At 54.9% G+C, this 15,112-nt stretch carries 9 protein-coding genes; 4 read left to right on the forward strand and 5 right to left on the reverse strand.

The features are described from left to right. Nucleotides 1–9: 9 nt before the first annotated feature. The 3 genes from ABD920_RS07150 to ABD920_RS07160 form a co-directional block, all read right to left on the reverse strand. Entirely contained in the window at nucleotides 10–1,272 is a 1,263-nt protein-coding gene (locus ABD920_RS07150; RefSeq protein ID WP_345157873.1) for a rhamnogalacturonan acetylesterase, read from the reverse strand. Between the two features lie 219 nt (nucleotides 1,273–1,491). Then, nucleotides 1,492–2,919 carry a glycoside hydrolase family 88/105 protein gene (locus tag ABD920_RS07155; RefSeq protein ID WP_345157874.1) on the reverse strand — a complete coding sequence of 476 codons (1,428 nt, stop codon included), beginning with the start codon at nucleotides 2,917–2,919 and terminating at the stop codon, nucleotides 1,492–1,494. A gap of 218 nt (nucleotides 2,920–3,137) precedes the next feature. Then, nucleotides 3,138–4,442 carry a DUF4861 family protein gene (locus ABD920_RS07160; protein ID WP_345157875.1) on the reverse strand — a complete coding sequence of 435 codons (1,305 nt, stop codon included), beginning with the start codon at nucleotides 4,440–4,442 and terminating at the stop codon, nucleotides 3,138–3,140. Nucleotides 4,443–4,856: 414 nt separating this feature from the next. Here ABD920_RS07160 and ABD920_RS07165 point away from each other — a divergent pair, with 414 nt between their 5' ends. Next, on the forward strand, nucleotides 4,857–6,008 hold the full coding sequence (locus tag ABD920_RS07165) for a glycoside hydrolase family 88/105 protein (protein ID WP_345157877.1): 1,152 nt from the start codon (nucleotides 4,857–4,859) through the stop codon (nucleotides 6,006–6,008). Nucleotides 6,009–6,246: 238 nt separating this feature from the next. Here ABD920_RS07165 and ABD920_RS07170 read toward each other — a convergent pair whose 3' ends face one another. Together ABD920_RS07170 and ABD920_RS07175 are read right to left on the reverse strand one after the other, a co-directional pair. Then, a complete protein-coding gene (locus ABD920_RS07170; protein ID WP_345157878.1) occupies nucleotides 6,247–7,182 on the reverse strand; it encodes a glycoside hydrolase family 43 protein in 936 nt (311 codons plus the stop codon). 505 nt (nucleotides 7,183–7,687) lie between these two features. Next, on the reverse strand, nucleotides 7,688–8,035 hold the full coding sequence (locus ABD920_RS07175) for a c-type cytochrome (RefSeq protein ID WP_345157879.1): 348 nt from the start codon (nucleotides 8,033–8,035) through the stop codon (nucleotides 7,688–7,690). A gap of 1,138 nt (nucleotides 8,036–9,173) precedes the next feature. On the opposite strand from ABD920_RS07175, the gene ABD920_RS07180 reads away from it, so the two are divergent. From ABD920_RS07180 to ABD920_RS07190, 3 genes are all read left to right on the forward strand, one after another. After that, the gene (locus ABD920_RS07180) at nucleotides 9,174–10,577 is read left to right on the forward strand and encodes a sulfatase family protein (RefSeq protein ID WP_345157881.1); all 1,404 of its coding nucleotides are present in this window, start codon (nucleotides 9,174–9,176) and stop codon (nucleotides 10,575–10,577) included. Nucleotides 10,578–10,629: 52 nt separating this feature from the next. Next, on the forward strand, nucleotides 10,630–12,711 hold the full coding sequence (locus tag ABD920_RS07185) for a sulfatase-like hydrolase/transferase (RefSeq protein WP_345157882.1): 2,082 nt from the start codon (nucleotides 10,630–10,632) through the stop codon (nucleotides 12,709–12,711). 234 nt (nucleotides 12,712–12,945) lie between these two features. Continuing rightward, the gene (locus ABD920_RS07190; protein WP_345157883.1) at nucleotides 12,946–15,102 is read left to right on the forward strand and encodes a right-handed parallel beta-helix repeat-containing protein; all 2,157 of its coding nucleotides are present in this window, start codon (nucleotides 12,946–12,948) and stop codon (nucleotides 15,100–15,102) included. Nucleotides 15,103–15,112: the final 10 nt, after the last annotated feature.

Below are 15,112 nucleotides of genomic sequence, written 5' to 3' on the forward strand. Positions count from 1 at the left end.
AGTGCATTCCTAATTTCCGTCGGGCTTCACCACAGTTACATCCGGGCTTTGCGGGAGTTTCCAGCTTTCCACCGGGTCCGGGTTGGCCGGGTCAAAGGGCTTCACATCCTCCCGCAGGTAATCCGTGAGCTGGAGGTTGTTCTTTTTGATGCCCTCCACCACGGCTTTGGCTAACTCATATGCCCCGTACGTGCTGAAGTGGGTGTTGTCTTTCAGTTCCGTATCCTGCCCGGGAAAAGTGCCGGCCGGATAATGTACAAAGGCTTTCTTAGACTTTTCAGGACCCAGTGCTTCGTAAAACTCCCTGCTCATGGCGTTTAAGTCTATCAGCGCCACGTTTTCTTCCTCTGCTGTCTGCCGCACTGCCTCCGGGTAATCCCCGAGCGTGTTGATAATTTTGCCCTCTTCGTCGAAGTTGCGGCGGTGCATCGAGGTGACCAGCACCGGGATGGCTCCCCGCTCACGCGCTTCGGCTATATATAGCTTCAGCATGTCTTTGTAGGTGGTGAACGGCTCTACGTGCGAGGACCCTGGCTTCTGATCGTTGTGGGCGAACTCAATAAAAAGGTAGTCGTTTGGCTTGATGACGCTCAGTATCTTCTCCAGCCTTCTTTCTCCCATAAAAGCTTTCAATGACTCGCCGGATTCAGCATAGTTGGTGACCACCACGCCGGGCTTGAAGAAGCGCGGAATCATCTGGCCCCAGGCCGCCCACGGCTCGTATTCCTGGTCTACCACCGTGGAGTTCCCCGCCAGGTACATGGTTAGGACATCCTCCACTTTCCTGATTTCGATACCGGCCACACAGGGGCGGATATTGTTGAATTCCAGCGTGAGTTTGTTGTCCCAGTTCAGGTATACAATTTCACGGGACTTCAGGCGAATGCTTTCTGTTTCACTGATGCGCGGCGTACGTACGTTTACCGTGAACGTGTGGGCTTCCACCTTACCGGAAGGCGTTTGCACCTCCTCCAGCATCAACCGGCGTGACTCCGCTTTCACGGTAGTCATAGAAGTCCCTTGTTGGTCGCCCAGCAGCACCGTTACCTCATAATTACCTTCCGGCAGGTCAACTGCAAAATAGAAAGGTTCTTTGCTGGTGATATAGTCACTGCGCAGGGCGTCAGTTCCTTCCCGGCTGACGGCCTGCACTGGAGATTTGCTGAGGATGCCGTAGCCGCGCTCTTTGGTATATAGGGTTGAAGGAAGCACCTGCTGATACCCTGCCTGCACCCCGCCAGAGCCAAAGTCAAACTTTTTCAGAAGGGCCACAGCTGCATTGTCAGGCGTGGTTGTTTGTCCAGAAGATGGCGCTGAAAGCGCCGTCTCCTGATTTGCCTGTATGATTGCTTCTTCTGTCTTTATGGCTTTGCAACCAAACAGGAGGCAGCAAACAGTGCTATATATAACAGCCTTTTTTATGGTTTGAAGGATTATAATTTGCCTGATGCTTTGTCTCATACCGAACCGGAATTTATATAATCCTTAAGCTTACTGGTTCCTGGATGAGAACTGGACAGCGCTGTCGTTTATCTCATATTTGCTGCCTTTCAACAAGTTGATGATTTCAGCCCCTGCGAGTAACACCGGGCCGTAGCCATGGGCCGCGTACACGTTGATCGGCCGGTAAAAGTAAAACGCAGGGTCGAAACCCATGCCGGTGCCCACGCAGGTCCCTTCCACCTGTCCTTTGTCGTTCACCTGCGTGGCGACGGCGTTCCAGGCCAGCAGCACCATCGGGCCATATGCTTGCCTGTCGATCCAGCCCTTGTTGATGGCGCGGGCAATGGCGTAGGTATAGATGGCGGTGGCGGAGGTTTCCAGATAGGAGTTGTTGCGGTCGATGAGCTGGTGCCAGAAACCTTCGCCCGCCTGGTAAGCCGCCAGGCCTTTCAAGTGCGCGCGCAGCTGGTCCATCACCTTCGGGTAGCCGGGGTGGTCCTTTGGCAGCACTTCCAGCAGCTCCACCAACGTCATCACAGCCCAGCCGTTGGCACGGGCCCAATGGAACTGCGGATGCGGCTCCATGCCCTGCACCCAGCCGTGCATATATAAGCCTTTTTCTTTGTTGAACATACGCTCCGAGAACTGCACCACCTGCTTCACGGCGTCGTCATAATAGCGTTGCTCCCCCGTTAGCTTTCCCATCTGCGCCAGCGCCGGCACGCTCATAAACAGGTCGTCGAGCCAGATGGTGTTGGGCAGCGGGCGGTTGCGGGCCAGCGTGCCGTCAGGAAGGCGGAACTCTTTGTTGCTGATATAGTCGATGTAATTGTCGATGAGCGGGCGCAGGTCTGCCTTGGTGACGCCGGCGCGGCTGGCCTTGATCATGGCGGCACAAACAGCACCGGCGTCGTCCAGGGCATGCGGGGCCAGCACCTGCCGGAGCGGCGTTTCGGCCTTCGGGTTTTTCTTCAGCTCGTTCCGGTAATAGGGAGCCAGGTTCGCAAGGAAGTCCAGCCGCTCTGCCGTATAATTGGTGAAGCGCGGATCGCCGGTGGCTTCTCCGGCCAGGAGCATGCCCGCGTACGTCACGCCCCACTCATAACTGGTCAGCCTGAAATCGCCCTGCTCCAGCTTCGAGTTGCTGTCCAGTTTTTTGAGGTTCGTGACCGGTTTCCCCGTTTTCTGGTCTACCATGCGGGCGGGTGTCGTGGCGTCGAGGTAGGTATGCACCCGCGTCAGTACTTTGGTGATGTCCTCCACGGTGGTGTTGCCGTAAGGCGTGGGGTAATCCGGCTGCATGGCGTGCAGAGGCGTGGTGGTATCGGAAACTTTGGCCGGCTTCGTCTGCGCTTGCGCCGCCTGAAAAGCAGCGACCAACGAAAGCGCAAAAAAGGCTGTCCGGGCCTTCGTGCCTAACCACTGACTGTTGCTGCGCTGTGCAGCGGAATTAGAGTATTTTGCTACTGCTTTCATTGGTGTTTGATGTTTAGGTGTTGTGTTGGTGCTCGTTTCCGGGTGTTTCGCTACCGGGTAAATGCTTTACAGCCTGAGCAAGATTGTAAGGCTTTGTAAAATAGGAAGAAAAAGAGGATATGCCATCCTGCTCTGTCCAGCCTGTGAACCGGATGCCACAGTACCAAAGACAAAAGCTATATAGGCGTCAGGTGTTGCACCTGGATAGCTTTTCGCTGCTAGTTTACCTTTACCTCTACCTCCGCTGTTACCTGACGGGCAAGGTCCTGCACATACTTTCGGAAGGAGGCAGCGTCTTTGAAGGCCTCGTTGCTCAGTTCCCAGCCAGCTACGGCATAATAGGTCACAGGCTGGTTTTCCGCTGCTTTCATTTTAGCGAAATAGGCCTGCGCCAGCTTGCCTGTGGCAGGTGCTTCCATATAGCCCTGGTAAGCGTCTTTCGGTAAGATAAGCGCCAGGCCCAGTAGCCATTCATTCCGGTAGGTTTCCCGGTCGTGCGTCAGCAGCACCACCCACTTGTTATCCACGTCAATCTCAGCGATAGAATCTGTCCGGTCCAGGTTATTCATGCCGATGAGGAGGGTTTCATCGCCTTGCAGGCCGGAGATTTTGGCGGTATTGCGGTAGGCGTACATGCCCGGCCAGATGGTGGGCTGCTCTTCCAGGGTGTAGGTGCGGTTGGTGCCATCGGGGTGCCAGTTGTTGTAGCGGAGCTGCATCATCGACCGGACAGGCCCTTCTGTGATGATATTGAAGTTGGTGCTTTCTACATTGTTCACCGTGTCGTTTACCGTCACGCCGAGGCGGTACAGGCTATCGCCGATCATCAGGCCGATGCCGCCGATGCCCGCCGAGCTGCCCACGGCCATGATATCCCGTCCCCATTCCTTCATCTCATGGTAATTGTCTTCCACGGCACCGGCCGTGTCAAGGCCCACCGCCTCCGGTGTCATATCGGAAACCTTCTTCCCGAACACGTCCTTCGCGTTACGCCCGTCCAGGTAATGGCGGAAACCCACCTTGTCGTTTTCCCATGCCGGGCCATCCGTCTGATAAGGCTGGTAACCGAAGCCGGCACTCTTTGGCAACTGGTTGGCATAGGAGGTGTCGCTTGTTACAGGCTGCACAGGCGTGTCCGCGGAGGCGCGTTTGCCGAACCGGACGCTGGTGCGCGTGGTATAAGCGGGCTTCGTGGTTGCCCACGACAGTTGCAAGGTTTGCCCGCCCTTGGCTGGTAAATCAGTTACAAAAAACAATTCATCCCATGCCTTGTCGCCGTCCAGATCATCCAGTTGTGCCGCCACGGTGTCGCCGGATTGGGTGAGGAGGACGGGGAACACGTCTCCCTCCGGGACATCGGGAAGCTTGTCGCGGGAAATGGCAATGGCCTTATCCGTTAAATCGACTGAAGAGGAGTTACTGAGCGTGATTTCCCGTGTTTTGTCAGCCTCGCCGGACTGGCAGGAGAGCAGCGCGCTGCAAAGGCAGAGGAAGGAGAACGGAACAATACCTTTTCTTATCATGGAGGAGGAGGATTTTTAGAAGTTTATAAAAACAATTGCTACTATTATATCAGTTTCAGTATACAGGTGCGCAGGCCACAGAGGGTACAGGAACTTTTATACACCTGAATTTGCTCCTGATAAGTAGCCTTTCTCAAATATAATCAGAATTAGATACCGGGCTGTCCTGCTATAACCTGCCTGAGCAGGAAAACAGCAGGCCGGTAATGAGGCCTGAACAGCAGTGCTTCCGAAATTATATAGGACTTGCTTATATATGGCCTGGCGTTTACGCGGCGCACAGGATATAGCAGGATAGAAAGTAGCGCCAGCTATGTTAATTTTAGCCTGATGCGGGGTATAGCGGTTCTTCACAAAACATCGTTGATACCCCGCCCACGTTCGCAAAAGCAGATAAAACTATATATTACCAGCATGACCATCCCTCTTACATTATTCCGGAATAGCTTCTTCTTGTGTTTGTTCGTCTTGTCCTTTGCGGCACAGGCCGTTGGCAAGTATAAATTGCCAAAGAAGAAGCAGATTCTCAAGACCATGACCCTGGCCAACGATTATTTTATGCAGAAATGGCCTGACCCAGGCAAGGAGATCGTGACGAACAAGACGCGCCCCAGCAACATCTGGACACGGGGCATTTATTACATCGGCTTGATGGAGCTGTATGAGGCGGACCCACAGCAGCGCTACTACGACTACGCGGTGGATTGGGGGCAAAAGCACGACTGGGGCCTCACCGGGGGAGACAGCATCCGGCACGCCGATTACCAGACCTGCGGCCAGACCTATATAGAACTCTACAAAATAGACCCCAAGCCGGAAAGGATTCAATCCATCAAGGCATCCGTGGACAACATGGTAAACAGCACCAAGGCAGACGACTGGGATTGGATTGATGCCCTGATGATGGCCATGCCGCTGTATGCGCAGCTGGGCGAGATATATAAAGCCGATGCCCCTGCCTACCACGCCAAAATGTATGACCTGTACAATGCTTCCAAAACCGAGATCGGGGGTGGGCTCTACAACCCGGAGGACGGCCTGTGGTGGCGCGATGCGGACTTTGTGCCGCCCTACAAAGAACCGAACGGCGAAGACTGCTACTGGTCGAGGGGCAATGGCTGGGTAGTGGGGGCGCTGGTACGAGTGCTGGAGACCTTGCCGAAAGACGCGCCGCACCGCGAGGAGTACCAGAGAACTTACCTGGAGATGATGAAGGCCCTGGCGCCGCTGCAGCGGCCGGACGGCTTCTGGAATGTGAGCCTGCACGACCCGTCGCACTTCGGCGGAAAGGAGCTCACCGGCACAGCTTTGTTTACCTACGGCATGGCCTGGGGAGTAAATGAAGGGCTGCTTGACGCCAAGGTATATAAGCCCATCATCGCCAAAGCATGGAATGCCATGGCAAAAGAGGCGGTACACCCGAACGGTTTCCTGGGTTATGTGCAGGGCACCGGGAAAGAGCCGAAGGATGGTCAGCCGGTTTCCTATACCAGCAAGCCAGACTTCGAAGACTACGGCCTTGGCTGTTTTCTGCTGGCCGGCACAGAAATCCTGGAGATGAAGTAAAGATTGCTGATTTCAACTAATAACACAAAAGAGGTCTGGCTTTGAAACAAGACCTCTTTTGCATTTATCTTATAGCCTTAACAATAAGGTTATGCGCGTACTCGCTGTGCTAATGTATTCCACCACCCCTGCTCCTCCTTGGGCAAGGAGGGGCAGGGGTGGTTAGACAGGTATGCAAAACTCACTTGATACCGTTATAACATGAAAAAAAAGAAGTATTGCACACCCCTATACCCACCTACTGCAGCTTCTCGAACTCGGCCTTGGTGACTGTGAAAATGGTGCCGTGCCGCATGCCCTCCGGGAAAGAAATCTTGTCGGAGATATCCTCCCAGTTTTTCAGGTCCGTCGACTGCACCGCGCCCATGCTGTGCTCAATGTACTTGTCGAAGTAGACAATCCATTTATCGCCGAGCCTCAGGGTAGTGGGGCCTTCCGCCCAATAGTCGCCGGTGATGGGCGGGCCGGCGGCGCTGTAGGGGCCGGTCAGGTTTTGGCTGTAGGCAATCCGGAGGTTCTTCTCGGCCGGCTCGCGGGTTTCGTCTTTCAGAAACATCACGTAGCGGTCGCTGTCCTTCACAATGGTGGCGTCTATCACGTTAAAGCCCGGCTCATATAGCAGTTTGGTGTCGCTGAAATCTTTGAAGTCTTTCGTGGTGACGTAGTACATGCGGTGGTTGTAGGCATCGTCTTCCTGCGATTGCGTTTCCGGGTAAAGCCCCGTGATCGTCGTGGCCCAGTAAATCATATATTGCTTTTTCTCCTCGTCATATGTGATCTCCGGGGCCCAGGTATTGCGGGCGTTTGGCTCATGCGCCATCACGGGTATAAACTGCTGCTCCGACCAGTTAATCAAATCCTCGGAACTGGCGTATCCAAGCCCTTTCTCGTTCCAGCTCACCGTCCACACCATATGGAACCTGCCGTCTGCGCCCCGGATGATGCAGGGGTCGCGCATCAGTTTGTCGTTGCCCGCGGTGGGCTTCAGGAAAATGGAATCGTTCTTCAGGGCCTGCCAGTTGTAGCCGTCGGTGCTGTAGGCCAGGTGCAGGCCATCGCCGTTCCCTTTAAAGTAGGAAAACAGGTAGACATCGTCCTGCGCAGCCTGCTTTTGCACCACGGCACAGGAGGTGAGGGAGAGGAACAATAATACGTAATACAGTAATTTTCTCATAATGGGGCGCTCTGGAAGCTTTGGGTATTTCAGGTGAATTATTTTACTAATTGTTACTGCAGCGGCTGACGAAAACCAGCTATTCCCAGCCACTGCAGGGGAAAGGGGCTTTCTTTCAAGTGCTTTGCCGATTCTGTCCATCAGGTGATTCAATAAGCGGTCCTGGCGCTTTCTGTTAACCAAAAATCCCCTCAAGTTAAATTAAAGCGATAAGTTTTAAAAACATGAGCACTGATTGCCGGGATCAACAAACAGCAGTCGCATATATGCTTTGCGTACCGGAGATGTCACGCCCGCGTCAGAATACCGACCAAAATTAAAACGGACGGTTATTGCATTGGCGTGATTTGTAAGAGTTAGTTTCTTATCTGTAGAGGAAAGCATCTTTATATATTAATGAATTTCTGCTATATATAGCTTTCAGGAGTATATGCCATATGGCGCTGTCGGGATAAAACACAAAGGCTTTTCTGGATCCATAGCCCTATAGGGGAAGGGCTTAAAATCATGGACTGTCCTGGGGCTCTTTAAGGGAAAGGATATAGCTAACCATAAGTTTAGCTTCTGCTTTTGACACCTTCGGGTGCGCGCTCATAACCGCACTTCCCCAGGCACCGCTTCCGCCGCTTATAACCTTTTGGGCGAGCATGTCTATATATACCCGCTGAACGGGGTACCTTTCGGCAATTTCTTTAAAAGCCGGGCCCACCGAATCTTCGTCTTCTTTATGACACGTATCGCAATCAGAGTAAGCGATGAGCACTTCTCCCTTTTGGGCTACACCAAGAGGCACCGGCTGGTTTTCCCCGGGTATTTCCCGATCAGGATCTGCTTTTTTTCGTTTGTTTCCCACATCCGGGTTATCACAGGCCACCACACAGAGAATGCACAAGCAGAAGCAGCACCCATCTAGCTGGAGCTGCTTTCTGACAAACTTGGTCAGGCTGCGCCACAGGCCCTTATAGATGCCCTTTCCCGTGGCGTAGAAATACCGGATTGTTTGTCTGACGGTCACCGTTGGTATACAATCTTATATGCTCATTCTCCTGATGGCGCTTCATGAAGCCGTTCGCCCGGCATTCCCTACTTACCGTTATTTTCAGATGAGCAACCTGTGGCATTTTTCATCGCTGCCCCCTCTAACCGGGAAACCTCCCGTTGCCGCAACTTAAAAGCGGGGATAATTAATATTACACCATTGCCCTGATCATCGCAAGAAGCTGCTTTAAAAAAAGTGTTCGGTTGCTGAGCCACTGTAAAAAAGGGTAGTGATAAAGAAGTAATGCTGGTTCAAAAATACAGCTAAGGCTGCCCTCGCTCGCCTCTGGCGAGTGTGAACTCTAGGTCGGCCTCTGGCCGCTTAGAAACCATAACATAGAGTTAAACGAGGCGGTACGCCTCCTGATAACTCACACTCGCCAGAGGCGAGCGAGGGCATAGCATTACTTCTTTATCACTACCTAAAAAAGAAAAGGCTCCTCGGGGAGAGGAGCCTTTCTGTTTATGATCAGTTTTAAGAAACTTCTCAACTTTTAGCCATACATCTATACGGGATATCGAACAGGGAGGAGATGAAATGCAAAGAAAAACAGATTTTTTATGAGTCAAAGAACTTCTGTCGTAGCCGAAGCGAGCCAGCGGAATGCCTGGTTCCCTGTCGTGCGTACTGCTTTATGCTAGTGGAAGGTTGCTAGCTCGCCCTAAAAGCAGGTAACTTATATATGAATAAATAAGAAATGACATAGTTCTACCGGCAGTGTCTCGGCTGAATAGCCCCCTGCTTCAAAATACCTCCACCTCTATATAAAAATGCAAAGGCGGCCTTTCATAAAAAGACGAAATGATTATCTTTAGTTACCATTGCCCCCTTCCGGTAGCCTCACTTTTTGAGGATCTTACCCAAAGGCTTAATGGTAAAGAGGCGGCAGAGTGGTTGGCCGGCAAGCAGGAAAACAGGTGCGGGCAACATGTACAGTGCTTTGATCAAGACAATGCGAAACATAACAGGATTTCTCCTAGTGCTCCTCCTTGCAGGCCTGGGCACCCGGATGGCAGCTGCGCAGGCTACTGCCTCCAACCCAAACTTCATCATTATTTTCACGGATGACCAGGGCTACGGGGACCTCGGGTGCTACGGTCATCCCACCATCCGCACGCCCCATATTGATAAAATGGCGGCAGAGGGACAGAAGTGGACCAATTTCTATGCGGCCGCCAATGTCTGCACGCCCTCCCGGGCAGCCCTTCTGACCGGACGGCTTCCCATCCGGAGCGGCATGTGCGGGGATGGGAGGCGCGTGTTGTTTCCTGACTCGGATAGCGGGCTGCCGGCGACGGAGAAAACCATTGCCGAGGTCCTGAAAGAGAAAGGCTACAGCACTGCGGCCATCGGCAAGTGGCACCTGGGGCACCTGCCGCCGTACCTGCCAACCAGCCATGGGTTTGACACCTACTACGGCATCCCCTACAGCAACGATATGGACCGGGATACGGCGGTAGCGTACAAAGAGTCGTTCCTGCACCCTGAAACTGCATATTTCCAGGTGCCCCTGATGCGCAATACCGAGGTCATTGAACGCCCCGCCGACCAGAGCACTATTACCAGGCGCTATACGCAGGAGGCTGTAAAGTATATCTCCAAGAATAAAAAGAAGCCTTTTTTCCTGTACCTGGCGCATTCTCTGCCCCACGTGCCGCTTTTTGCTTCTCCGGGTTTCCGGGGGAAGAGCGAGAGGGGGCTTTACGGGGATGTGATAGAGGAGATTGACTGGAGCGTGGGGCAGATTCTGGCTACCCTCAAAAAGGAGGGGCTGGACAAGAACACGTACGTGATCTTCACTTCTGATAATGGCCCCTGGGCCATCTTCAACGAACACGGCGGGAGCGCAGGACCCTTGTTTGGCGCAAAAGGAACGGGTTACGAAGGCGGGGTGCGGGTGCCGGCGGTTTTCTGGGCACCTGGCAAAATAAAGCCCGCTGTTATATCTGAAATTGGAAGTACACTGGATATTTTGTCCACCATCAGCAAACTGGCGGGTGCCGCCCTGCCGGGGGACCGGGTGTACGACGGCTATGACCTGTCTCCCCTGCTCCGGGGAGAGCGCGCAACCCCGCGGCAGGAAATGTACTACTACCACGGTACCCGGATTTTCGCGGCCAGAAAAGGTGACTACAAACTCTATTTTTATAAAAACAACCCACTTGGCTACCCGGAGCAGATGGAGAAGCTGGAGCAGTACCAGTTGTTCAACCTCCAGCACGACCCTTCGGAACGCTACGATCTGGCGGGTAAGCTGCCGGAGGTGATAAAGGAGATTGAAGACATGGTGCAGCAGCACAAGGCTTCCGTCGTGCCGGTGGAGAGCAGATTAGAAAAGCGTATTGTGAAGCAGTAGTGAGCCTGCAGGATACACAGGATTTGCCGTTTAACAACCACGGGCCAGCGAAATGAAACGAACAGGAATCTTCCTTTGCATCATCCTTTCCCTCTTTAGCGTTACCGCGTGCCAAACACGGGTCGGGCAGTCAACTACTGACCGGAAGGCGCCGAACATCATCTTTATTCTGACCGATGACCTTGGCTACGGGGACCTGGGAACCCTGTTCCAGAATGAGCGGCGAAAAGCTGGCCTGCCCGCTCTGCAGACGCCATTCCTGGATCAGTTGGCGGCTGGCGGCACCTTGCTCACCCGCCATTACGCGCCTGCCCCGGTGTGCGCGCCCTCTCGGGCTTCCTTTCTTCTGGGCCAGCACCAGGGCCACGCCAACGTGCGCAACAACCAGTTCGACAAGGCCCTGGAAGACAACCATACCATTGCCTCCGTGCTCAAAGAAGCCGGCTATGCCACCGCCCTCGTCGGCAAGTATGGTTTGCAGGGGCTTGAAGGCAACAACCCGGAGACCTGGGAGGCTTACCCCACCAGGCGCGGGTTCGATCACTTTTTTGGCTACGTGCGGCACGAGGACGGGCACAATCATTATCCGGCACACGAGGCCCGGCAGCGCCCGCCGGTGCAACTTTACCATCAGAACGAGGAGATATCCGGCCAGCTCCGGGGCTGCTACACCACGGACCTGTTCACAGCGGCGGCCAAAAAGTGGATCATCGGCCAGCAGCAGCAGCATGCGGAGCAGCCGTTCTTCCTGTACCTTGCCTACGACACGCCCCACGCTGGCCTGCAGGTGGCTTCCGCTCCCTATCCGGCAGGAGGCGGGCTGAAGGGGGGCGTGCAGTGGAAAGGGGAGGCGGGAAACTTCATCAACACCGTCTCCGATACCATCGACAGCTACATCCATCCGGACTATGCCGGGCAGGACTGGCCGGAGCAGCAAAAGCGGCATGCCAGCATGGTGCGGCGCATCGACGAGGCGGTGGCCGACGTGGTACAACTGCTCCAGGACCTGGACCTAGAGCAGGAAACGCTGCTGGTCTTCACCTCCGACAACGGGCCGCACCATGAGTCCTACGGCTACGGCGACTATAACCCCACCTTCTTCGACAGCTACGGACCGCTGGACGGCACCAAGCGCGACACCTGGGAGGGCGGCATCCGGGTGCCCACGATTGTGCGCTGGCCGGGGAAGATAAAGGCCGGCCAACGGAACGAAACGCCCAGCGGCTTCCATGACTGGCTGGCCACTTTTGCTGAGTTGGGGGGCGTACCGGCCCCGGCAAATAGCGATGGCGTGTCGCTGGTGCCGCTGCTGACGGGCCGGGGAAAGCAGGAGCAAAGCACGGTGTACATCGAATACAGTGTCGGTGGGAAAACCCCGGACTACGAGCAGTTCGATGCTTCGCACAAGGGGCAGGTGCGGGGAGAGATGCAGGTCATCTACCTGGATGGCTACAAAGGCATCCGCTACAACACACAGGCGGCCGGCGATGATTTCCGGATATATGAGACTCGTCAGGATCCCGGCGAGGTACAGGACCTGGCGGACACAGGGACTCCCTTTGAAAAACTGCAGCAACGCATGAAGGACAGGGTGCTGCAGGTGCGCCGGCCCGATGAAAGCGCTCCCCGGCCATATGACATGGCCCCTGTGCCCGCCCTGGCCGCGGTGTCCGGCATTAGCCCCGGCCTCCGTTACCGTGCTTTTGAGGCGGCGCCGGCCTGGGTGCCGGTGGTGGCTACGCTGCGGCAAAATACGGCCGGTTCCGGGGTCTGCACCGGGATAGACCTGGGCATCCGTTCCCGGGAGAACGACATCGTCATCGAGTACAGCGGCCTGCTGGAGGTGCCCGAAACCGGCGAGTATACCTTCTCCCTGCAAACAGACCGGGGCGCGGTGCTCCGCCTGCACGAGGCCACGGTGATTGACGCCGACAAAGGGTACCCTGCCGGATCTGTCAGGGTAGCCGGTGTTCGGCTGGCGAAGGGTTACCATCCGGTGCGGCTTACTTACATGCACGGGGCGCAGGGGGCGCCATCCCTGGATCTGCAGTGGCGCGGGCCGGGCGTTCCGCAGCGACCGGTGGAGGCAGAGCGACTGTTCCATCAGATTGACCAGGGGCGGGCAGCTTTGTAATCAGGTATCGAATGCATTTCAAAAGGCCGGCCGACAAAAAGGGAAATATGGAGCAGCGAAATATTTCTTTTCTCTCTGCTTGGCGGGAAGCGCTATACCCTGGGCTCATGCCCGGTTCTGTCTCTATTGCGTGTAAGGATCAATGCGCAGTGGCGGCTGTTTGAGCTAAATCTATCAATATTCCATCTATTATATGTAACTTTATGCCTTTTGGAGGCCATGAAGCAGTTCATCATGATGTTGATTATGGTTTTGGAAGCCTGTTCTGCCTTGGCGGTCACTTATTATATCAGTCCGCACGGCGATGACGCAGGCAACACCGGCACCTCCCGAACCCAGCCCTGGGCAACCATCGGCAAGGTGAACGCGACTGTTTTCAACCCCGGCGACTCTGTTCTTTTTGAAGGAGGCAGCACCTTTGAAGGCAGTCTTTATTTTGGTTCCGCTGTGAGAGGCACTGCTGCCAACCCAGTTGTTATCAGTTCTTACGGAACAGGAAAAGCCACCATCCGCAGCGGGAGCCAGGCTGGGATCCATGTCTACAATTCAGCCGGCTTCAAGCTGGAAAACCTGGTGTTTCAAGGGGCCGGGCGCACGGACAATTCCAGTTCCGGGATCGATTTCTATATGGACCAACCGGGCAATGCCCGCCTGGACTATATCGCCATAAACAACGTGGAAGTCTCCGGTTACCGCTTGTCGGGTATCGCTATACGCAGTTGGAGCGGTGCGAGCGGCTTTGACAATGTTTCCATCACGCACAGCAGGGTGCATGACAACGGCGACAGTGGCATCTCATCGTACGCAGAGGCGACACTGGGGCACCGGAACGTATATGTGGGCCACAACAAAGTCTATAACAACTCCGGCCTGCCCGAGAAGACTGAATTACACAGCGGGAACGGCATCGTACTCGGTGGAGTGGACGGTGCCGTGATCGAATACTGCGAGGCGTACAACAACGGCTGGCTCAATGCCTGGACAACTGGCGGCCCTGTCGGAATCTGGGGCTACCATTGCAACAACCTGGTGATCCAGTACAACGAGTCGCACCACAACAGGACCGGAACGACCAAAGACGGCGGCGGGTTTGACATAGACGGCGGCTGCACCAACAGCATCATGCAGTACAACTATTCCCATGACAACGAGGGTGCGGGTTTCCTGGTGGCACAGTATGCTTATGCGCCGCCAATGAAAGGGATTGTCGTCCGGTACAACATCAGCGAGAATGACGGGAGAAAAAACGGCTATGGTGCCATTCATCTCTGGTCTTCCGGCGCGAACGGCGGTATACAGGACCTGGAGATTTACAACAACACCGTCTACCTCAGCCCTGCCGGCAGTGGCGAGCCCAAAGCCATCTATGTGCAGGAGGGCGGCGCAACCGCTGCCAACATCCGGAACAACATTTTCCAAACCACCGGCGGCCTGGAGGTGGTGAATGTGCAGCAGCTTCCGGGTTTGCGCTTCGAAGGCAACAGCTACTGGTCAGGGGAGGGGAGCCTGCACTTCAACTGGGCGGGTACAACCTACACGTCGCTTGCTGACTGGAGAGCTGCCAGCGGTCAGGAGCAACTCGGCGACTCATCCCTTGGCTACTCCATCGCGCCCGGGCTCCAGGACCCGGGAAAAGGAGGGACTTTGGGAGACCCGTACAAACGGCACACGCTCACCGGCTATGAACTGAAAGAAGATTCGGGTCTTGCTGGCAAGGGCCTTAACCTTGCCACGTCGTTCCAACTGAGCGTAGGTTCCTTTGACTTCTTCGGGAACAGCCTTGAGGACCGGCTCATCTTCAGCGTGGGAGCGCATCAGCCTGAGCCCTCCACGCTTCCTGTCACCTTTGGCGCGTTCCGGGCCTATAGAAAAGAAGGTGTTGTCGTGCTGGACTGGGAAACAGCGTCAGAGCAGAATAACTTGGGGTTTGAAGTAGAAGTGTCCGATGACGGACGCGATTTTCGCCCGATCGGCTTTGTTGCCAGCAAGAGCACGAATTCTCAAAGCAGGCAGTTCTACAGTTTTACGGATGTAAAATCAGCTGTAACGGGCTTCCGGTACTACCGTATCAGGCAAGTTGACCTGGACGGCACCTTCTCCTTCTCTTTGATTAGGGCGATCCAGGGCTTGGAGGCACCCGCCGGCCCAGCAGTTTCTCCTAACCCTTTCTCAGATGCGTTTGTGCTGGAGGTGCATGCGCTCCAGGAGGAAGAAGTGGAACTGACAGTGCAGGACATGCTGGGGCGGGTGGTGATCAGGAAAGTCGAAACATTGCAAAAAGGGCAAAACCAGTTACGGCTCTTCTACGGCGAGGAGCAGGCAAAGGGGCTGTTCATTGTGTCAGCAGTTTACGGGGGAAATACCCATCAGCTGAAAGTGCTGAAGCATTGAGAAATACCTT

Origin of the sequence: Pontibacter saemangeumensis (assembly GCF_039541895.1) — a bacterium.
GTDB classification, from domain to species: Bacteria; Bacteroidota; Bacteroidia; order Cytophagales; family Hymenobacteraceae; genus Pontibacter; species Pontibacter saemangeumensis.

Coding starts and splice junctions, on each gene's coding strand:
- ABD920_RS07155 (WP_345157874.1), bottom strand. CDS start 2,919: ATGAAAGCAGTAGCAAAATACTCTAATTCCGCTGCACAGCGCAGCAAC.
- ABD920_RS07160 (WP_345157875.1), bottom strand. CDS start 4,442: ATGATAAGAAAAGGTATTGTTCCGTTCTCCTTCCTCTGCCTTTGCAGC.
- ABD920_RS07165 (WP_345157877.1), top strand. CDS start 4,857: ATGACCATCCCTCTTACATTATTCCGGAATAGCTTCTTCTTGTGTTTG.
- ABD920_RS07170 (WP_345157878.1), bottom strand. CDS start 7,182: ATGAGAAAATTACTGTATTACGTATTATTGTTCCTCTCCCTCACCTCC.
- ABD920_RS07180 (WP_345157881.1), top strand. CDS start 9,174: ATGCGAAACATAACAGGATTTCTCCTAGTGCTCCTCCTTGCAGGCCTG.
- ABD920_RS07185 (WP_345157882.1), top strand. CDS start 10,630: ATGAAACGAACAGGAATCTTCCTTTGCATCATCCTTTCCCTCTTTAGC.
- ABD920_RS07190 (WP_345157883.1), top strand. CDS start 12,946: ATGATGTTGATTATGGTTTTGGAAGCCTGTTCTGCCTTGGCGGTCACT.